This window comes from Apibacter sp. (assembly GCF_025291155.1).
GTDB lineage: Bacteria > Bacteroidota > Bacteroidia > Flavobacteriales > Weeksellaceae > Apibacter.
On the sequence record NZ_JAMBJZ010000030.1, the window covers coordinates 1 to 20,556 of the forward strand.

General features: G+C 27.9%; 18 protein-coding genes. 8 read left to right on the forward strand and 10 right to left on the reverse strand.

From position 1 onward, the window contains the following. Positions 1-513: 513 nt before the first annotated feature. The 4 genes from M3Z80_RS04510 to M3Z80_RS04525 form a co-directional block, all read right to left on the reverse strand. Positions 514-1,707 carry a phosphoglycerate kinase gene (locus M3Z80_RS04510; RefSeq protein WP_293917972.1) on the reverse strand — a complete coding sequence of 398 codons (1,194 nt, stop codon included), beginning with the start codon at positions 1,705-1,707 and terminating at the stop codon, positions 514-516. 1,207 nt (positions 1,708-2,914) lie between these two features. Further along, positions 2,915-4,738, reverse strand: a complete 1,824-nt coding sequence (locus M3Z80_RS04515; protein WP_293917974.1) for a lysophospholipid acyltransferase family protein — start codon at positions 4,736-4,738, stop codon at positions 2,915-2,917. 44 nt (positions 4,739-4,782) lie between these two features. Continuing rightward, positions 4,783-5,658 (reverse strand): amino acid kinase family protein, encoded by an 876-nt coding sequence (locus tag M3Z80_RS04520; protein ID WP_293917976.1) that lies wholly within the window; start codon positions 5,656-5,658, stop codon positions 4,783-4,785. Between the two features lie 48 nt (positions 5,659-5,706). Beyond that, positions 5,707-5,985: an amino acid kinase family protein gene (locus tag M3Z80_RS04525; protein WP_293917978.1), complete on the reverse strand. Its 279-nt coding sequence runs from the start codon at positions 5,983-5,985 to the stop codon at positions 5,707-5,709. Positions 5,986-6,239: 254 nt separating this feature from the next. Here M3Z80_RS04525 and fbp point away from each other — a divergent pair, with 254 nt between their 5' ends. Both fbp and M3Z80_RS04535 read left to right on the forward strand, forming a co-directional pair. Then, positions 6,240-7,250 (forward strand): class 1 fructose-bisphosphatase, encoded by a 1,011-nt coding sequence (gene fbp / locus M3Z80_RS04530; protein WP_293917980.1) that lies wholly within the window; start codon positions 6,240-6,242, stop codon positions 7,248-7,250. Continuing rightward, on the forward strand, positions 7,237-7,707 hold the full coding sequence (locus tag M3Z80_RS04535; protein ID WP_293917982.1) for a GNAT family N-acetyltransferase: 471 nt from the start codon (positions 7,237-7,239) through the stop codon (positions 7,705-7,707). Before fbp ends, M3Z80_RS04535 begins: the two co-directional genes overlap by 14 nt. A 71-nt stretch (positions 7,708-7,778) precedes the next feature. Here M3Z80_RS04535 and M3Z80_RS04540 read toward each other — a convergent pair whose 3' ends face one another. Both M3Z80_RS04540 and M3Z80_RS04545 read right to left on the reverse strand, forming a co-directional pair. Continuing rightward, positions 7,779-10,325 (reverse strand): TonB-dependent receptor domain-containing protein, encoded by a 2,547-nt coding sequence (locus M3Z80_RS04540; protein ID WP_293917984.1) that lies wholly within the window; start codon positions 10,323-10,325, stop codon positions 7,779-7,781. Positions 10,326-10,749: 424 nt separating this feature from the next. Continuing rightward, complete coding sequence (locus tag M3Z80_RS04545; protein ID WP_293917986.1) at positions 10,750-11,244, reverse strand: metallophosphoesterase family protein; 495 nt, start codon at positions 11,242-11,244, stop codon at positions 10,750-10,752. 27 nt (positions 11,245-11,271) lie between these two features. Here M3Z80_RS04545 and truA point away from each other — a divergent pair, with 27 nt between their 5' ends. The 4 genes from truA to M3Z80_RS04565 all read left to right on the forward strand — a co-directional run bounded on the left by truA (position 11,272) and on the right by M3Z80_RS04565 (position 15,886). Further along, positions 11,272-12,021 carry a tRNA pseudouridine(38-40) synthase TruA gene (truA, locus tag M3Z80_RS04550; RefSeq protein WP_293917988.1) on the forward strand — a complete coding sequence of 250 codons (750 nt, stop codon included), beginning with the start codon at positions 11,272-11,274 and terminating at the stop codon, positions 12,019-12,021. Continuing rightward, on the forward strand, positions 12,011-13,780 hold the full coding sequence (locus tag M3Z80_RS04555; protein WP_293917990.1) for an ABC transporter ATP-binding protein: 1,770 nt from the start codon (positions 12,011-12,013) through the stop codon (positions 13,778-13,780). Before truA ends, M3Z80_RS04555 begins: the two co-directional genes overlap by 11 nt. 187 nt (positions 13,781-13,967) lie before the next feature. After that, complete coding sequence (locus tag M3Z80_RS04560) at positions 13,968-14,786, forward strand: 2,3,4,5-tetrahydropyridine-2,6-dicarboxylate N-succinyltransferase (protein ID WP_293917992.1); 819 nt, start codon at positions 13,968-13,970, stop codon at positions 14,784-14,786. A gap of 14 nt (positions 14,787-14,800) precedes the next feature. Continuing rightward, positions 14,801-15,886 (forward strand): glycosyltransferase family 9 protein, encoded by a 1,086-nt coding sequence (locus M3Z80_RS04565; protein ID WP_293917994.1) that lies wholly within the window; start codon positions 14,801-14,803, stop codon positions 15,884-15,886. Here M3Z80_RS04565 and M3Z80_RS04570 read toward each other — a convergent pair. The 3 genes from M3Z80_RS04570 to M3Z80_RS04580 form a co-directional block, all read right to left on the reverse strand. Then, entirely contained in the window at positions 15,860-16,243 is a 384-nt protein-coding gene (locus M3Z80_RS04570; RefSeq protein WP_293917996.1) for a DUF423 domain-containing protein, read from the reverse strand. The two genes, M3Z80_RS04565 and M3Z80_RS04570, sit on opposite strands and share 27 nt — an antisense overlap. 37 nt (positions 16,244-16,280) lie before the next feature. Next, entirely contained in the window at positions 16,281-16,904 is a 624-nt protein-coding gene (gene nth / locus M3Z80_RS04575; protein ID WP_293917998.1) for an endonuclease III, read from the reverse strand. Positions 16,905-17,094: 190 nt separating this feature from the next. Then, on the reverse strand, positions 17,095-17,964 hold the full coding sequence (locus M3Z80_RS04580) for a helix-turn-helix domain-containing protein (RefSeq protein WP_293918000.1): 870 nt from the start codon (positions 17,962-17,964) through the stop codon (positions 17,095-17,097). A gap of 171 nt (positions 17,965-18,135) precedes the next feature. Here M3Z80_RS04580 and hemA point away from each other — a divergent pair, with 171 nt between their 5' ends. After that, positions 18,136-19,389 (forward strand): glutamyl-tRNA reductase, encoded by a 1,254-nt coding sequence (hemA, locus tag M3Z80_RS04585; RefSeq protein WP_293918002.1) that lies wholly within the window; start codon positions 18,136-18,138, stop codon positions 19,387-19,389. A gap of 9 nt (positions 19,390-19,398) precedes the next feature. Next, positions 19,399-20,316, forward strand: a complete 918-nt coding sequence (hemC, locus tag M3Z80_RS04590) for a hydroxymethylbilane synthase (protein WP_293918004.1) — start codon at positions 19,399-19,401, stop codon at positions 20,314-20,316. Positions 20,317-20,328: 12 nt separating this feature from the next. Here the strand turns inward: hemC and M3Z80_RS04595 are convergent. Next, positions 20,329-20,556, reverse strand: a 228-nt coding sequence (locus tag M3Z80_RS04595; protein WP_293918006.1) for a 6,7-dimethyl-8-ribityllumazine synthase, incomplete at its 5' end; no start/stop codon positions are given.

Consider the following 20,556-nt stretch of genomic DNA (forward strand, 5'->3'; position numbering starts at 1 on the left):
AGAAATATATTTAAAAATAAATTTTTAAGTGGATACAAAAAAATAAACAGTATAAAATTCCAAAAATATCTAATCTTCCCAAATCATACCATAAATTTTTAAGAAGAGCAGGACAAATAACTAGTAAAGATACCAAAAAATAACCATAAAATTTATTTTTAAAATTGATAGAATCTATAATTTTAACGATACCAATAATATGATTAAAATAATTGTAGCAATTGCTACAAAAGTAGATTCACTAACTTTTGAAAATAATAAACTACAAATTGAACCTATTAAACCACGTTTTATAAAACCAAAATTATAATCATATAAATAGTATTGATAATTAAAATTCAAACTTATATGATTATCATATTATCATATAATACAAAAATATAATATATAAATCCAAAAAATAATAATAAAAAATATTCAGGATTATTAATCTTAATAAAATTTTTCATTATTTTAAAATAAAAAAGGGATAGTTAATAATTAAATAATTATCCCTTTTTTATTTTAAATATATTAATCTTTTAAAACAGCGGCAACACCAGGAAGTTCTTTTCCCTCAAGAGACTCAAGCATAGCACCTCCACCAGTTGAAACATAACTTACTTTATCTGTATAATTATTTTGCTTTACAAAAGCAACGCTATCACCACCACCAACTAAAGAAAAAGCACCATTTTTGGTAGCTTCACCAATAGCATCTCCGATAGATTTAGTACCTTTAGCAAAATTAGGCATTTCAAACACACCTAAAGGACCATTCCATAAAATGGTTTTGGAAGTTTTAATTACTTCAGAAAAAGTTTTAACAGTTTTAGGTCCAACATCCAGACCTTCCCACCCATCTGGAATAGATTTTGTATCAACTATCTGAATATCAGCATCATTAGAAAAATCATTCGCAACTACTGAATCTTCAGGAAGATACACTTTTACTCCTTGTTCCTTAGCTTTTTTTAGAATATCTAAAGCTAAATCTTGTTTATCATCTTCACATATAGACTTTCCAATTTTACCACCTTGAGCTTTAACAAATGTATAAGTCATTCCACCTCCAATAATTAAATTATCAACCACAGGAAGTATGTTTTCAATAATTGTTATTTTAGAAGAAACTTTAGATCCTCCTAATATCGCAGTTATAGGTTTTTCACCAGTTTTTAACACTTTTTGAATGGCATCTAACTCTTTTGCCATTAAAAGTCCAAAACACTTATTGGATGGAAAAAATTTTGCTATTATCGCAGTCGAAGCATGTGCTCTATGGGCTGTTCCGAAAGCATCATTTACATAAATATCACCAAGTTTTGCTAATTGTTTAGCAAACTCTTCATCTCCTTTTTCTTCTTCATTGTGAAAACGTAAATTTTCTAATAATAAAACTTCACCAGGCTTTAAATCAGCTGCTGCTTTTTCGGCTTTCGGACCTACACATTCATCTACAAATTTTACAGAAACACCTAATACTTTAGATACTTCATCAACAATATGTTTTAATGAAAATTTATCTGTAACTTGTCCTTTTGGTCTGCCAAGATGAGTCATTAAGATAGCAGAACCACCGTCTTTCAATATTTTATCTATAGTTGGTTTAGCAGAAACAATTCGCGTATTATCAGTAACTTTAAGATTTTCATCTTGAGGAACATTAAAATCAACTCTAATTAATGCTTTTTTTCCATTAAAATTGAAATCATTAACTGTCTTCATAATTTTACTTATTTTCTTACAAATATACCGTCATAAAAACTAAAACAGAAATTTTGCTACCTGAAATTTTCCACATTTAATTATTATTTATATATATCTTTTTTTTAAATTAAATAAAATATCAAGTAATAGTAATAATAGTCCTGTTAATATGTTGATAACTTTAAAATTATTTTTTATTAATACAATTTAACCCTATTATCAACATATTTGATTAATAATAAATAAATAATTATCAATTATATATATGAGTTATTAACAAATTTAGGAAAGTTATTAATAACTCTATTGTTTAAAAAGTAGTTGTTATTAAAGTAATAAAAAAGTAGGTAGAATTCACAAGTAAAAATTTAATAGAAAATTTGGAAAAAAGTCAAAAGTTTTTAATGGAAGATTAAGAATGTTAAAACAAATTTTTTTGTTTAAAAATGTTAACAATTACTTATATTCAAATGTTAATATTATTGTAATGGTTTGATAATTTGATAGTTAAAATATATTTTATATAAAAATAAATTAATAAAGCATTTGATTTACTGTATTTTATAAAAATTTGATTTATTGAAAAAAAATCAAGTTATTAACAAGTTTTTATGTACTTTAAAATGAGTATTTTATAAAATTATTATCTTGTAAAATATTGATAGTGAATACATTTACTAAGACAATTAATAATAAGTTATTAATGCAAAAAATATTTAATTTAAAAGTTGTTTATAGATTTTAAATTATTGTAATTTAATACTATACAAGTTATTAACAAGCTTATGAGATTTATTTATTTTACAATGTATAAATATTATTGTTTCAGTTAATTTTATTAACTATAATAGTTTTAATGATTAAAAACATAAGTACTCTTGAAATTTATAATATATTAAATTTCAATACAATGGTGATAATATATTATTACTTTATAAGCAATAAAAGTATATAGTAAAAGCTTACACTCATAAAATTAAAAATATATATGTAATAGGAGAAATATATTTAGATATAGGAAAATTTTACTCATAAAATAAAAAAAGGTAAATATTATTTATTTACCTTAAAAATATTAGATTAAATTTTTAAATAAGTTGAACTATAATGACAATAGATCATTTAAAACAAGTGTTAAATTTTTAATTATAGTATAATTATATACTTTTTATATAAAGTATTAAATATAATATTTTTATTCTATTATTGAATAATTAAAATTTTATTAGTATTCTTTATGATTTTTTTTATCCATAGCGTATAATTCTTCTAAAACAGGATTAATAGTACTATCCGGTATATCACTTATTCTAATGTACATGAGACCGTCGATAGCATCATTAAATTTAGGATCCACATTAAAAGCAATAACGCGCGCATTTTGTTTTAAATATTTTTTTATCAATACGGGAAGTCTTAGATCAGGCTCTAATTCATCAATTAGCTTATCAAACTTATTTAGATCGTTATCAGCAGCATCAAAGAATAAGTCCTTTTCATTAGATTTTAAATGAACTTTAAATTCATTTTTAGAATGAACATACTGAGCCACATAAGAATCAAAATAATGAGAACGCATAAATTCAACCATTATAGATTTTGAAAAGTTTGAGAATTGATTACTAATACTAACTCCTCCTACTAAATATTTATAATGAGAATTCCTTAAACAAACGTGTACAATACCTCTCCATAATAATAATAGTGGCATAGGTTTCTTTTGGTATTCAGTAGAAATAAATGCTCTACCCATCTCAATGATTTTCTTGAAAAAAGGATGTACTTCCGAATCATATTCAAAAAGAGAAGCAGTATAAAATCCTTTAATTCCGTATTTTTCATAAATTTCTTTACCCATTCCCATACGATATGCTCCAGCAATAACCTTATTTTCATTATCCCATAAAAACATATGATGATAAATCTGGTCGAACTCGTCCAGATCAAAAGGTTCATTGGTCCCCTCTCCCACTTCTCTAAAAGAAATTTCTCTCAATCGGCCGATTTCTTTTAAAATATTAGGTATTTTTTCGGGTTTAGCGAAATATATTTCATATTGGGAAGTTGAAAAAAGTTCACAATCTATCTCTTTTAAAAGTTCCAATTCTTTTATAATTAATTCTTTAGGAGTTTCTTTAATAATAGGTTTTACTTCATTGGAATTAGCCGATTTAGTCATGGCTGATACTGAAAGAAACTTTATGTTTTTAAAAGGATCCTTAGCAGTAGTATAAAATGACTTAAGCATATACACCTTATTTCTTAAGAAATTACCATAGGATTTAATATCCGGAAATTCATCTTGCTGTTTTACAGAGATAGGTTTTCCTATGCGTATTTTAATAGGACTTTTTCTTCTTTTAACCAATTCCCTTGGTAACATTGCAGTTTGTAAATCGGGGTGAATATTAGATATTCTGTAAAATAACTTACTATTTTTAGCATGAAAATAGACCGGAATTACCGGAACTCTGGCTTTTTTAATGAGTTTTAAAGCACTTTCCACCCATTCTCTGTCTTCGTATTTTTTAGTCTTTGGATAATAATGAGAAACTTCTCCCGCAGGGAAAACGATAATACAATGATTATCTTTTAAAACGCGTAAAGTTTCAATGAAACCTATTTTACTATCAAAGGTATCTTTTCTAGTTTCAAAAGGATTAACAGGTATACTTACATTTTTTAAAGGTTCAATTTTTTTTAGTAAAAAATTAGTCATTATTTTAAAATCCGGGCGAATTTCTGAAACTATTTTCATTAGTATAATCCCATCCAAACCTCCTAAAGGATGATTAGAAACAATTATAAAAGGCCCTTTTTCAGGAATTCTTTTTAGATCTTCTTCATGAATTTCGTAGTTTATTTTAAGGTGTTTTAAAACTTCTATTAGAAATTCATAGGTAGGAAGATCTTTATTTTCTGTACAAAATTTATTAATATGACCAAGTTTTAAAACTTTCATAATGGTCCATGCTATGCTTTTACCTAAAAAACCATATTTTTTTAAGTTTAAGGCATTTTGTATATCCTCTAAGGTAATTAAGCTCATATTGTTATTCTTTTACAATTGCTTGGTAAGTTTTTTACCAATTTTTATAATAAAATTGTTTTTCCTTTTCTAAAATTATTTCTTATTTCGGCTGTACTATTTGTTATAGTATGTAAACATACGTTATCTTTTAACGTCACATTAAAAGATTCTGTAAGAGTATTCAGTAAAATATTAATTGAATTAAATTTATTTTCAAAAACTAGTGAAACTGAAAAAGCAGAAATTTTGATGATGCTTATTCTAACATACAGTTCAGAAAGTTGTTTAAAAATTACATAAAGATTATCTTCCAGCTTGTATGAAAAAGCAAGGGAAGAAATGGTTAGCAAATGTACATTTAATTTTTGTATGATACAAGAAACATACAAATCTACTTTTATCCAATTTTTAATAGTAGTTCCTTGTTTTACAGAATATAAAAAGGAACGTATAGTTAAAGGAATCTCATTTTTTTGTAGAATAAGAATAGTTTTAGGATGAATTACAGATGCACCATACAACTTCATTTTCATAACATATTCATAAGAAAGAGATTCTATAAGTTTGGGCTGATTAAAATAAACAGGATCTCCGGTCATTATTCCGGTAACATCTTTCCAAACTGTTACTTCTTCAGATTTTAGGTAATAAGTAATAATAGCAGTAGAATAATCAGTTCCTTCTCTACCAAGGGTTACCGTTAAATTATTTGAGTTTGATGTTATAAATTCTAGAGTAACGTAGGTTTTAGATATATCAAAATTTTCAAATTGTTTTTTCTTATATTCCCAATCAACATTACCTTCTCTATAATTAGAATCTGTTTTTATAAAATTGCTTATATCTATCCAGGTATTTATGGTACCATAAGAATTTAAATATGCACTGGAAATTTTGGAAAAAGTAATTTCTCCAGAGCTTACGATCTGATCGTACATAAAATTAAAATTATAGGATGTATTATTCATATAACAAAGAACATATATTTATAAAAATATTTTTAATATCATTAATAACATCTGCAGAATTAAAAAAAGATTTTCTATAATATCAAGATACTCTTCTTCAATCCTATCTACAATTTGTAAATAATTATCATTTTGAAAGTATTCAGTCACTACATTTTCTAAAGAGTTGATAGTTTTTTCCATTGCAAAAACAACTAAAATAGTTGAACTATATCTGGTTTGGATAAAAGCTTTTATAACATTTCGTACATTTTCTACATTTTGTATAGAAGCACCTCCAAATTTATAAACTTTCATAAATGATAGTCATCTATATTTTCAATATTTAAAAAGCATATTTTTCCAAAATTTTTATAGCAAGAATACCTTTTTTGCAACTTGGAGATTTACCTATTTATCGACTAAAAAATTATATAGTATTGGTAAACAGTAAAATAGTATTTTAAATATTAAAAGATCGTCAACAAATATATGACAAATCTATATATTACTTATAAAGTACATACAAAAATCAATATATTTGGAACATTCAAAAACTAAATTTATAAAACATGAAATCGATGAGCTCACAGACTTTAGGCGAATTTATAATTGATAAACAAGCAGATTTTAAATATTCTTCAGGAGAGTTATCACGTCTTTTAGGAGCCATAAGGTTAGCTAGTAAAGTTGTTAATCAACAAGTTAATAAAGCTGGGCTCGTTGATATTATAGGGGCTATTGGAAATCAGAATATACAAGGAGAGGAACAGCAAAAATTAGACGTATTTGCTAATGATGTATTTATTGGAGCTTTAAAAAATCGTGAAGTAGTTTGCGGAATTGCCTCCGAAGAAAATGAAGATTTTATAAGTATAAATTTAGAAAATAACTTAAATAATAGTAAATATGTAGTTTTGATTGATCCTTTAGACGGATCTTCAAATATAGATGTAAACGTAAATGTGGGTACTATTTTTTCAATTTACAGAAGGATATCAGAAGACGGACCCGTTACTTTGGAAGATTTTTTACAACCTGGGAATAGACAAGTGGCAGCAGGATACATAGTTTATGGTTCTTCAACCATGCTAGTATATACTACCGGTAATGGAGTCAATGGATTTACTTTAGATCCTGCATTAGGGGTATTTTATCTTTCTCACCCTAATATAAAAATTCCTGAGGATGGTAAAATATATTCTGTTAATGAAGGAAATTATCTTAAATTTCCTCAAGGTATAAAAAATTATATAAAATATTGTCAAGAAGAAAAAGATAATAGACCCTATACTTCCCGATATATCGGTTCGTTAGTTTCAGATTTTCATAGAAATTTATTGAAAGGAGGTATATATCTATATCCATCCTATTCACAAGCACCGAAAGGAAAATTACGTTTATTATACGAATGCAATCCTATGGCATTCCTTGTTGAGCAAGCCGGTGGAAGTGCGAGCGATGGATTTACGCGTATATTAGATTTAAATCCGGTAGAGTTGCATGAAAGAACTCCTTTTGTATGCGGCTCTAAAAAAATGGTTGAAAAAGTAGAAAAATTTATGAAAGATGCCCAAGAGTAGTTTGGATTCATATAACATTATATTTAAAAAATTTGATCAGCTTTCTGTATATGAATTGTATGACTTATTACAATTAAGAACTGAGGTTTTTATAGTGGAGCAAAATTGTGTTTTTCAAGATTTGGATGATAAAGATCATAAAGCACATCATTTTCTTATTTATAAAGGAAAAAAGTTGGTTGCCTATTCGAGGATTTTTCCTGAAAAAATTAAATATAATGAAGCTTCTATAGGAAGGGTAATTATTTGTAAAGAATTGCGTTCCACAGGACTTGGGAAAATTTTAATGGAAAAATCCATTGAATCATTATTTGCAGTTTATGGAGAACAAACTATAAGAATCGGAGCTCTATGTTATGCAGTTCCTTTTTATGAAAAATTTGGATTTAAAACTGACGGAAATATTTATTTAGAGGATCATATTGAACATATAGAAATGATAAGAAAAGTAGAATAACATTTTTATATAAAAATAATAAAGGCTGAAAATATATTTTCAGCCTTTATTATTATATGTAAATAGAGTATTTATTTTAATGGAGCGGAAGGAAATAATTTATTATAATTGATATTTTCATCTTCAATAATAGTATTTACCTTTTTTATCTTACGGTTCTTATCAAAACTGTAAGATAATTTAATATAAAACAATTGATCACTTTCTCTACTGTAATAATTAGTTTTTAAATTAAAGTTATTAATATCTGAATTAAATTTTGTAGGACCTAATATATTTTGAACACCTAAAGATGCTTTAAAAGTTTTATCAGCAAAATATCTGGACAATTCTATGTTAGAATATCGAAATGGTTTATAAGACTTATATATTTCAAAATATCCTTTATCTGTACTAGATAAGAAAAAGGTTGTTAATTTAATATCTTTAGGAAGAATCAATTGAGCATATATTACATAGAACCACATAGGTTTTACTTTATCTAAATAAGGATAATCGCTTACTTTATAATAGTTATACATCCCATATAAATAAATAAAATTCATTTTATCCATATTCATAGGCTGCTCAAAGAATTTTTTACCTCTGGTAACTAATTGAAAAGGTATTGGAATACCTACCCATACATTATAATTTTTCATACCGGTAAAAGTACGAGTGGTCTGATTTACGGTCAGTGAGTTATCTTCTGTTTCATAATACAACATATTTATATTTTTAGAATATGTATAGTTGAATGAAATCTTAAGATAACGCCATGCACTTAAAGAAACTTCATAATTATCGTAATAATCTGGTTTAAGATGTAAATTTCCTTCGGAAGTATTAAATTCATCATAATAATTGGTTAAATTAGGATCCATGTTAGAATATGAAGGAGGTAACATACTTTTTCTATATGTAGCATTAAAATCTAATGTAGCATTAAATTTGTATAGTAAACTGAATGATGGAAAAAATTTTTCAAAAGTATATTTCAAGTTTTGATCTGTTCCCTTCACTTTATTTTTGAATTCCAGATTTTCATAGCGAAGCCCCGCATTGAGATCCAATTTATTAAATTTTTTACTCAGTTCTCCATATAAAGCATACTGATTTTCATCGTAGGTAAAATCTTTAAATGAATTGTAATTAGGATTATCAAATATTGAGGAAGAGGTATTTAAAAGATTATATTTTCCATTACTATTATACTTCGTTTGGGAATATTTACCTCCCGTATTCAGTTTTACATCTAATTTATTAAAAGAAAATTCGAAATTAGGGCTAATTTGAAAATAATCAGATTTATAATCTATATCGTTTACAGAGTATTTATCAACACCTTCATTATTTTGGGTACTATTATTATTTGAGCTTTTATCATAGTGCTTATAAGAAGCTGTTATATCAAATAAATTTCCTAATGTATCCAACTTAATCTTATACTTTGTAGTTAATTCATGATTAGTATTATCTTCTGAATATTTTGAGTTATTTAAAAGGTTAATAGGTTCTATGTTATTATTACTTAGAGATTCACCTGTATAATAATTATTATTGGAAGTATAGCTCAAATTATAATTAATCAATAAATTACTATTTTTATTAAGTCGAATATTAGAAGAAGGTCTAAAATAATAAAAACGGTTAAATCTATTTTCAATATTTTTTTGATTAAAAATGATAGAAGGGGAGAAAGAAGTAAATTCTCTTTTATAGTACGTAGTTTTATCGTTTTCTCTATAATTAAATCCACTATTCAATTGTAAGGAAACGTTTTTTAAACGGCTATTTAAACTTATAGAAGGAGATACCCGATTGTTTTTATTGAATTGATAATTCAAGGAAACAGATCCGTTTACTCCTCGCAACGCTCGACCATTGGTTACAATGTTTATAATTCCTCCTCCTGTTTTTGCATCATAAGAGGCACCGGGATTAGAAATAATTTCAATTTTTTCTATAGCAGTTGATGGTAAACTTTGTAATAAATTTTCCAAATCACTTCCCGATAAGCCTGTAGGTACATCATCAATATAAATAGACATTGATTTACCATTTACAGTAAGATTGCCTCCATATCCTTTAATAACTCCAGGAAGTTTTGTTAACGTTTCTTGGGCGCTTCCTCCGGAAAGCAAATCATTATCTTTTATCGTATAGGTAGTCTTATTAGCATCTAATTTTATAAATCTCTTGCGAGTTCCGGTAACTACTATACCGTCAATTTCTTTTTCTTTTCCGGAAGAATTGGAAGTATTTTTATCGTTACTAATTATATCAGAATTAATATGTTTAAGATAAATTTCTCCTAAATATAGAGTATCTTTACTTTGTTGCGTAATATTAAAATTCAGATATTGAGATTCGTATTCAGGAGCTAAAATTTGAATTCGAAAGTTTCCTAATATTTTAGTTATTGTATAACTGTTATAACACTTCAAAGATGTTAATCCTTTTATGTCTTTATATCCAGAGCTATATTCATATTGAAATATAAAGTTTTTAGGTGCGTCGGCATCTAAGCAGGAATTTTTTTCTTTATCCATAACTTTAAAAGTTATTACAACTTTCGATTGAGCATAGCCCAATATGGGAAGAGCTAATAAAGATAAATAAACAATAGATCTTATCATAAATTGAATTTGGCAGAATAATTTTTTACCATTAGTATATTTTGATATTAAAAATGTTACGATTAATGATATAAAATATTTTCAATCACAATCTAAAAATTTGTCTAAAAGTAAAACAAATTTTGCAAATTTAATTAAAGATATATAATGTTGATAATTTATAACTATTTAGAAAAATAATATTAATATTAAATTATTCTTAAAAATTTAGTATTAATTTGTTTAAAAATAAATTTATTATAAAAAATATTTTACATAAGTATAATAGAATTTATAATTAAAAAAATTTATATTATATGTTTTAAAAAGTTTGATATTCTAACTTAAAATGAAATATTTTAATAATAATTTTTCATTATTGATTGCTGTAAATATGATTTAAAAACGTCTTAAACATTCATTATCCAAAAGATCATAAATAATTTTATCTTGAAAATTCGATAACCTCCAGGTTTTGTATATTTTCATAATTTATTTCAAATCGAAGCATAGTTCTGACTTTATGAAAACCGTATATACCTGCAGCCCCGGGATTCATATGAAGCAAGTGAAGTTTTTGATCATTCATTACTTTTAAAATATGCGAGTGTCCGCAAATAAAGAGCTTAGGGGGATTCTTTTTTATTTCTTCTCGTAGTGTAGGAGCATATTTTCCCGGATAACCACCAATGTGTGTCATCCATACATCTACTTTTTCACAAAAAAAACGCTGAGTAAGAGGAAATTCTTTCCGTATTTCCACTCCGTCAATATTTCCATAAACAGCTTTAAATAAAGGAGCAACCTTTTTCAAAGCATTCGACACTTTGATATCTCCAATATCTCCTGCATGCCAAACCTCATCTGCATGAGAAGCGTATTCTAATATTCGATCATCGATATACGAATGAGTATCGGAAAGCAATAATATTTTTCTCACTATTTTTGTAGTAAATTTATAATAAAATTGCGTTATTTCATACAATTTTCATACGATGGTACTCATTATTATGGGTATCAAAGACAACCCGGACATATATCAGTACAAGAAAAATTAGAATCAGCCTTAAGCAAATTGCTTAGAAAAGAAATTAAAACGGTTGGAGCAGGAAGAACCGATACTGGTGTGCATGCATCGGAAATGTATGCTCATTTCAATTGGGAGGAAGAATTACCGGATCAGTTGGTAAGAAAATTAAATTCTTTTTTACCTTCGGATATTTCCATACACGCCCTATTTCGTGTTAAAGATTCTGCCCATGCTCGTTTTGACGCAAGGGAAAGGGTTTATAAATATAGAATTTCTACTAAAAAAAATCCCTTTAAACAACGATACCATGCCCAATTTCTTTTTTATCAATTTGATGTAGATAAAATGAATAGAGCGGCGAAAATATTACTCGAATATAAAGACTTTACCAGTTTTTCCAAGCTTCATTCGGATAATAAAACGAATGATTGCTATATTTACCAAGCAGAATGGAAACAATACGAAGATGAATTAGTTTTTACTATTTCTGCCAACAGATTTTTAAGAAATATGGTTAGAGCGATAGTAGGAACCTTAATGGATATAGGAAGAGGAAAAATAGAAGAGAATGAGTTTAGAAACATCATCGAAAAGAAAAACAGAAAATTTGCTTCCACTTCAGCTCCTGCTAAAGGTCTCACTTTAGAGAAAGTTATATATCCAAAGGAGATAAATTATGAAACATAAAAAAAATAAAAACATAAAAGCAAGTCAGGCACTTTCTCGTCTAATGGAGTTGGGAAGTAAATATCCCGGATGGTTTTATTCTACAATTTTTATAGCACTGGCTTTGGCATATGTTTCCTCTTATCGCCCTGTGTTAATAAGTCATGCAATAGATGTTGATATTATTAAAAACCGAAATTTTTCAGGTTTATATCATTCACTATTGCTTATATTGTTGTTAATGCTGATGGAAGTTGTCTTACAATTCTTTTTAGTCTATGCTTCTAACTTTGTAGCTCAAAATGTAATTCGAAGTTTACGAATAAAATTGTACAAAAAGCTTATTTATTTTAAATCTTCATTTTTCGATAAAACTCCATTAGGAGTGCTAGTTACTCGATCTGTTTCAGATATTGAAACTATTTCCACTATATATACCGATGGAATACTGATGGTTTTAGGAGATATCCTTCGTATTATTTTTGTTATAGTTACCATGTATTGGATAAATTGGGAGTTGGCAACCATCGCATTATTTATTTTTCCGGTTATGATTGTTATTACAAGGATATTTCAAAAAGCTATAAAAAAAGCCTTTTCCGAGGAAAGGAATCAAACAGCCAATCAAAATAGCTTTGTGCAGGAAAGACTTTCAGGAATGACGATCGTCCAAGTTTTTAACCAACAAAAAAAAGAATATAACAAATTTTTTCATATTAATCAAAAATTAGAAAAAGCTTATCTTAAAACGGTTTTTTATTTTTCATTATTCTTTCCTGCCGTAGATATTATAACTGGCATTGCCATTGGAGTCATGATATGGTATGCAGGACATAATGCTTTAACATCCCATAACATCTCACCCGGTGTAGTCATAGCATTTACCACTTCTTATGTAAATATGCTTGTGAGACCGATGAGACAAATTGCAGATCGTTTTAATACCATTCAACGAGGAATTGTAGGAGCTGAAAGAGTATTTACTGTATTAGATTCCGATCATGAAATATCAAATAAGGGAACGGTAGTAAAAGATAGTATTCAAGGAAATATTATTTTTGATCACGTATCATTTTCATATATAAAAGGGGAAAACGTTTTAAAAGATCTTTCTTTTACAGTTTCCAGTGGAGAAAAAGTAGCTATAGTAGGTGCTACTGGAGCAGGTAAATCAACGATTATAAATTTGTTAAGCCGGTTTTATGATATATCTGGAGGATATATTTATATTGACGGAACTGATATTAAATCGTACGAATTACATAATTTACGATCTCACATTGCGGTAGTGCTACAAGATGTTTTTTTATTTAATGACACTATTCTGGAAAATATTACATTTGGTAATAAAGAAATAACGCTTGAGGAAGTAAGAAATGCAGCTAAAGAAATACAAATTGATGATTTTATAATGAGCCTTCCTAATGGATATGGGTATGAAGTAAGTGAACGAGGAGCTTCTATTTCTTTGGGACAACGACAGCTTATTTCCTTTTTACGTGCATATTTATACAATCCATCAATTTTGGTGTTAGATGAAGCTACTTCATCCATTGATACGAATTCGGAAGAACTAATTCAAAAAGCGACTGATAAGATTACACAAAATCGAACTTCTATTATTATTGCCCATCGTCTGGCTACCATACAGAATGCAGATAAGATTATTGTGCTAGATCATGGTCAAATAGTAGAAATAGGAAATCATAATACATTGCTTCAAAAAAAAGGATACTACAGTAAATTATTCGAAGCTCAGTTTTTCAGTACAATACAATAATCACTATAGGAAACAAAATTTTGTCCTATAAATATTTGAAATATATAGGAATGCGTTTTGATTAAAAAATCAAAAGTTACAATGAGAAATTTGTAATATCTCCCATAAGTATAAAAAATGTTTATATAAATGAAATATACGTAAAAACAACTATAAAATTGTTAAATTTGTTGTATAAACAAATCATATGAAAGATCTACAACAAACCATTGAAAAAGTTTGGGATGACCGTGCATTATTATCGGATAAAGAATATCAAAAAGCAATTCGAGAGGTAATCGAACTGTTAGATTCAGGTAAACTAAGAGTAGCACAGCCTTTAGAAGATGGAAAATGGCAAGTAAATGAGTGGGTTAAAAAAGCCGTAGTTTTATATTTTCCTATTCAGAAAATGGAAACTTATGAAATAGGTATTTTTGAATATCATGATAAAATTCCATTAAAAACAGGATATGCAGAAAAAGGTGTTCGTGTAGTGCCTCATGCAGTAGCAAGAAAAGGAGCATACATTTCTAGCGGAGCAATTTTAATGCCTTCCTATGTTAATATTGGTGCTTACGTAGATGAAGGTACAATGGTTGATACATGGGCAACAGTAGGTAGCTGTGCACAAGTTGGTAAAAATGTACATTTAAGCGGAGGAGTCGGAATTGGAGGAGTATTAGAACCCTTACAAGCAGCCCCCGTTATTATTGGAAATAATTGTTTTATAGGATCACGATGTATTGTAGTAGAAGGAGTACATGTTGACGATGAAGCCGTATTAGGAGCAAATGTAACCTTGACTTCTTCAACCAAAATTATTGATGTTTCTGGCAGCGAACCTAAAGAATACAGAGGATATGTACCGCCACGTTCAGTAGTTATTCCAGGATCCATTACCAAAAAATTTCCTGCTGGAGAATATAATGTAAATTGTGCATTAATTATAGGGACAAGAAAAGAAAGTACAGATAAAAAGACATCATTAAATGATGCTCTTAGAGAGCACAATGTATCTGTATAGATATACTAAATATAGTGAAAGCGCTATTAATACAATATAATAATGTTGGAGATGTATTACTCTCCAGTGTAATTCCTAATAATCTAAAGAAAATCTATCCGGATATTAAGATAGATTTTCTTTGTTATAAAAAATGCATGGGTGTTATTCAAAGAAATCCTAACATTGATCGTATTATAGCAACTATAGATGCTGAACCTATACGTTCGTTGCTTTTCATATATAAATACATAAGGTTAGTAAGAAGTGAAAAATATGATATACTTATTGATATGTCACAAAATTTCAATAGCATTTTACTAACTCTTTTTTCAAAAGCAAAGATAAAATATAGCTATTATAACTCCTTTCTCACAAAGATCTATGATAAAACGGTATCTAAGGTAGATGAGCCGATAACACAAACATGTACCTTATTGGAAGATCGTTTAATTATCTTAAAAGAATTTTTGAAAGATAACCCTGTTCCAGTTGACACATTAGCCAAAATATTTCTTGCTGAGGATGAAATTCAAGACGCTAAAGAAAAAATGATGAATGCCGGGATCTTTTTTAAACGACCGGTTATTATGTTAGGCGTTTTGGGATCTAATATACATAATACCTGGACAATAGGTAATATGGCTAAACTAATTGATTTCATTTGGGCAAATTATAGAGCAGATTTATTGTTTACTTATTTACCTACTCAATATAAACAAGTAAATGAGCTTCTCTCTTTATTAAATTCTAATACAAAAGTATTTGTACAACCGGTAGGAAAATCAATACGTGAATTTGCTGCTTTTATGCATAATAGTACTCTATTCATAGGGAATAATAGCAGGTTTGTTATGGCAACAAAAGCTTTACAAAAGCCAACATTTACTATCTATCCCCCTTATATTAGTAGAAAAGATGTTGCTTGTTATGAAAACACTAATTTACACCAAAGCGTTCACCTTCACGACTTTTCACCGAGACTCTATGAAGATTTTTACCAAAATGAATTAAAAAATGATTCTTCAAAATTTTACTTGATGCTTTCTAATGAATTTGTGATTGCGAAAGTAAAATCTTTTTTGAAAGAACATTTAATTACTTTTAATAAAATAAAATAATAAACAAGCCCAACCTATAATCATACAGATACCTCCCATAGGTGTTATAGGCCCTAAAATTCGTAAGTTGACATTCCAATATTCGGAAAAAGCTAGTAAATAAATACTAAAAGAAAATAGAAACGTACCTATAATCATTCCACAAGCTGCAAACTTTTCCAAATTCGAGGTAAAGGATAATGAAAATCCAAGAAGTAAAAGTGCTAATGCATGATACATTTGATATTTTACACCCGTTTCAAAACTCAACAATTTATCAACAGAAAGAATCTTTTTAAAAGCATGGGCACCTAATGCGCCTAAAATAATAGAAATTAATCCGTAAAATGCTCCCGCTATAAGAACAATGTTTTTCATATTTTAATTATTACTAAGTGGTATATAAAATAAATTTTTAATTTTCTAATAAATATTTGGTTATAAAATCTTTTTCCAAGCTCCACCCTCTGGCCGGTGAATACTCACGCCCATAGAAGATAATTTGGATGTGTAATCGATTCCATGAATCTTTAGGAAACAAACGTTTAGCATCTTTCTCTGTTTGTTCAACATTTTTACCGTTTGATAATTTCCATAGCTTCATAAGTCTGTGAATGTGAGTGTCAACAGGAAATGCTGGATGGCCGAAACCTTGGCTCATAACAACGGAAGCAGTTTTATGACCAACTCCAGGCAAAGCTTCTAATTCCTCAAAACTTTCGGGTACTTGTCCATTATATTTTTCCACCAAAATTGTAGATAACTTATGTATATTTCTGGATTTGGTATTAGATAAACCTATTTCTTTAATATATTCCTTAATTTCCCATTCCGGTAGTTCCGCCATTTTAAATGCATCAGGAGCAATTTTATAAAGTGAAGGAGTTACCTCATTAACTTTCTTATCTGTAGTTTGAGCCGAAAGTAGGACCGAAATTAATAAAGTAAACACATCCTGATAGACTAAAGGAGCTATAGGATTAGGATAGAGACGGTTTAATTCCGTGATAATATACTCTACTTTTTCCTTTTGTTTCATTCAATCAAATAATTGTAGTTAAATGTAATCAATTATATAAATTATTTAATACGTTAATCATAATAAATTCATACAATCTAAATCAAAAATATTTATAAGTACTATTTGCAAAAGTTAGAAAAAAATTACATTAGTATTTAATAATTTAGCTATAGGAATTTATTATCAATCTTGTTTTAAAGAATAAACATTATTTCATCATCCATTGTTTCGGTGTAATACCGTATTTCTTTTTAAAAGCTTCTATAAAATGACTAGGATTCTCGTATCCTAAATCATAAGCGATCTCTTGCACTTGTTTGACTCTCAAATTTAATTTTTCTTTACCGATTTCAAGTTTTGTATCTAAGATGAAATGAGATATGGATTTTCCATATATTTTTTTAAATCCTTCTTTGATTTTGTATTCACTTAAATTTGAAATTTCCGATAATGTTCGTAAAGTAGGAGGAGATGCGATATTTTCCAACAAAATTTCTTTTATTTTATAAATCTCACGGATGAATTTTTCATCTTTTATTGATAAAATATGAGGAGAATCCGAGCTTTTTGAAGAAAAATAATAGAGTAAGAATTCATGCAGCTTTAAAGTTAAATAATGATTTTCGAAATCTTGATCTAAATTAAAATCCTCCAATTGAGATATAATTAGTTTTTCCTGTATGCTTAAAGGCTTTTCATGGTACAATTTAGTATATCCATCCTGATAAAATAACGAAAGTTTATTTTTATGTGTAGCAAATATTTCTTCTAGTTTCTGAATAGCAATTACAAAAATTATCAATTTTGATTTTTTTGATAGGCTGATATTAATAGGAATATCAATTTCAGGATGAAATAGAAGTAAAGAATTTCCCTCGTTTATTAATCTTAAAGATTCACTTTTAAAATGAAAAGTCGCTCTTCCTTTAGTGCAAAGATAAAATTGTACAAACCTTTTCCCAACAGGTTTAGAAATCGTATCGGTAAAGTTAGTATAATTATCGATCTGAGCCATATAAATATCAGATCCTATTTTATTTTCTCTTATTCTACTTTTAAAGGTATTTTTTAAATCCATTAATAATTTCTTTATATATCAAATTTAATCTTCAAAATAATGATATTTATCATATTAAAAAACTATTTAGACTATTTCTAAAATTACAAAAATTAACTTTTACGGGTATTTTTTTATAAATATAGGTATTTTCTATATAGATGTACTCATAAATTTGCTGGAACAAAAGACATGAAAAAGTTTCAGCCTAAAAATATTGAAAAATTTTTTGCAATAAGTTTGAGCTATGAAAAGGCAGATATTAAAACTAGAGGAAGATATAGCTTTTTCCCTGAAATGGTAGAAGGATTTACTAAAACTATTAATGCCCTTTCAAATACTACTATTTTTGTGTTATCTACTTGTAACAGAACAGAAATATATACACAAACAGAATGCTTAGAAAAAGTGGTGGATGCATTTTGTAAACAGATAAACGTAGTTACAACCGAGTTTAAGAAATATATAACCGTACATAAAGGAAAAAACGCAATCAATCATTTTTTAAGAGTTTCCTCTGGTTTAGAAAGTCAAATAATAGGTGATTTCGAAATTATATCGCAAATAAAAACATGGTTTAAAAGATTTAAAAAATATAAAAGCACTAATGCTTTTCTAGAAAGATTAATTAATACCGGAATTCAAACCTCAAAAAAAATTAAATATACAACAACATTAAGCAATGGAGCAACATCCATGTCATATGCTGCGGTACATTATATTTTAAAAAATTTTACTCAACTTTCAGACAAAAAGATCACTATAATAGGTACAGGAAAAATAGGAAAAAATACCTGTGAGAATCTAGTAAAACACGTAAATGACCCGGATATTACTTTACTTAATAGAACTATTTCAAAAGCAGAAGAAATAGCGTATACTTTTGATCTTAAAGTTGATAATTTTAATAATTTAACTAAACAAGTTAATAATTCAGATATAGTAATTGTAACTACAGGAGCTTCAGAACCCATAATTACTGAAAAAAATTTGGATGTTAAAAGACCAATTACATTTATAGATTTATCCATACCATCCAATGTTTGTGTATCACTTAAAGAGCACGATCAGGTGACACTTTTAAATATTGATGATTTATCCAAAATAGTAAACGAAACTTTTGAGAAGAGAAATAAAGAAATTCCGAAAGCAGAAAGTATAATTAACGAAATGATGCAAGAATTTATAATCTGGTCGGAAAATAGAAAATATGTTCCAATAATCCTTGCATTCAAATCAGATTTGGAGAGAATAAAAGACCATCAAATTAAAACATTAAAAAAAGATCAAGTAATAATATCTGAAGAACAAATAGAATTATCTGATCGTTTAGTGCAAAAAATCACAAACAAACTAGCTAATTATCTTATTACTAATCCCGAAAAAGCAGATGACACCATAAGTTTATTTAAGGAGATGTTTCAACTGCAAGTATCTAAAATGTAAAATATTTTTATGAACCCTATTCGTATTGGAACACGAAACAGCCCTTTAGCCATGTGGCAGGCAGTAGAAGTACAAAAAAAAATAAAAGATTTGGGCTTTCAAGTGGAAATTATTCCCATTACCTCTCTTGGAGATAAAAATCTCACTCAACCTTTATATCAAATGGATATCATAGGAGTATTTACAAGAGATTTGGATGTTGCGCTTTTAAATAATCAAATTGATATTGCTGTACATAGCCTTAAGGATGTTCCAACTTTGTTACCGGAAGGCATACTTTTATCGGCAGTTTTAGAAAGAGATTATGAAGCAGATGTTTTAGTAAGAAATCCGAAGAAAAATCAAAAAGCTGGATCTTACACTAATTTATATTTAGGTACCGGAAGTTTGAGAAGAAGAGCTTTTTGGAAATCTAAATATCCTGAAGTTACCTTTGGTAATATAAGAGGAAATGTTCAAACACGCTTATCAAAATTGGATTCCGAAGGTTTTGATGGAACTATTTTCTCATTAGCCGGAATAAAAAGATTAGGATTACCTTTAGATTACGAAATGCTGGATTTTATTATACCAGCTCCTGCACAAGGCGTAGTAGGTATTACTTCTTTAGAAAAAAACAAAGAATTAACAGAATTATTAAAAATGATCAATCATATCTATACTCAGATTTGTGTAAATATAGAAAGAGATTTTTTAAATATGATTGAAGGAGGATGTACTGCACCTATAGGAGCTTTTGCTAAAATTAAAAATAATCTCGTACATTTTAAAGCGGGAATAGTATCTTTAGAAGGAACTAAAAAGGTTTTGCTGGAAGAATCATTTCCTATTGTCGAATCTTCTACAAAAGGAAAAAAGCTCGCCTTGAAAGCAAAAAGATTAGGCGCAGAAGAAATAATAAGAGAAATAAAAGCCTATAGGGAATAAGAATAAGTTTTTTTACTTATTCTTATTAAGTTCAGCCATTCTCACCGCCACAACTCCGGCCTCAACGCCTTTATTTCCTAATTTTCCTCCACTACGGTCTAAAGATTGTTGTACATGGTCGTCCGTAAGAACACAAAATACCACCGGAGTATCCATATGAGTGTTTAAATAAGTAACTCCATCAGTAACCGTTTTGCAAACATAGTCAAAGTGAGCCGTTTCGCCTCTAATAACACATCC

What these genes read in the sequence shown, in the direction of transcription:
- hemC (WP_293918004.1), top strand. Translation starts at nt 19,399, where the DNA reads ATGAACCCTATTCGTATTGGAACACGAAACAGCCCTTTAGCCATGTGG.
- M3Z80_RS04535 (WP_293917982.1), top strand. Translation starts at nt 7,237, where the DNA reads ATGCCCAAGAGTAGTTTGGATTCATATAACATTATATTTAAAAAATTT.
- fbp (WP_293917980.1), top strand. Translation starts at nt 6,240, where the DNA reads ATGAAATCGATGAGCTCACAGACTTTAGGCGAATTTATAATTGATAAA.
- M3Z80_RS04540 (WP_293917984.1), bottom strand. Translation starts at nt 10,325, where the DNA reads ATGATAAGATCTATTGTTTATTTATCTTTATTAGCTCTTCCCATATTG.
- nth (WP_293917998.1), bottom strand. Translation starts at nt 16,904, where the DNA reads ATGAAACAAAAGGAAAAAGTAGAGTATATTATCACGGAATTAAACCGT.
- M3Z80_RS04560 (WP_293917992.1), top strand. Translation starts at nt 13,968, where the DNA reads ATGAAAGATCTACAACAAACCATTGAAAAAGTTTGGGATGACCGTGCA.
- M3Z80_RS04555 (WP_293917990.1), top strand. Translation starts at nt 12,011, where the DNA reads ATGAAACATAAAAAAAATAAAAACATAAAAGCAAGTCAGGCACTTTCT.
- M3Z80_RS04525 (WP_293917978.1), bottom strand. Translation starts at nt 5,985, where the DNA reads ATGAAAGTTTATAAATTTGGAGGTGCTTCTATACAAAATGTAGAAAAT.
- M3Z80_RS04570 (WP_293917996.1), bottom strand. Translation starts at nt 16,243, where the DNA reads ATGAAAAACATTGTTCTTATAGCGGGAGCATTTTACGGATTAATTTCT.
- M3Z80_RS04520 (WP_293917976.1), bottom strand. Translation starts at nt 5,658, where the DNA reads ATGTACGATCAGATCGTAAGCTCTGGAGAAATTACTTTTTCCAAAATT.
- M3Z80_RS04515 (WP_293917974.1), bottom strand. Translation starts at nt 4,738, where the DNA reads ATGAGCTTAATTACCTTAGAGGATATACAAAATGCCTTAAACTTAAAA.
- hemA (WP_293918002.1), top strand. Translation starts at nt 18,136, where the DNA reads ATGAAAAAGTTTCAGCCTAAAAATATTGAAAAATTTTTTGCAATAAGT.
- M3Z80_RS04510 (WP_293917972.1), bottom strand. Translation starts at nt 1,707, where the DNA reads ATGAAGACAGTTAATGATTTCAATTTTAATGGAAAAAAAGCATTAATT.
- M3Z80_RS04580 (WP_293918000.1), bottom strand. Translation starts at nt 17,964, where the DNA reads ATGGATTTAAAAAATACCTTTAAAAGTAGAATAAGAGAAAATAAAATA.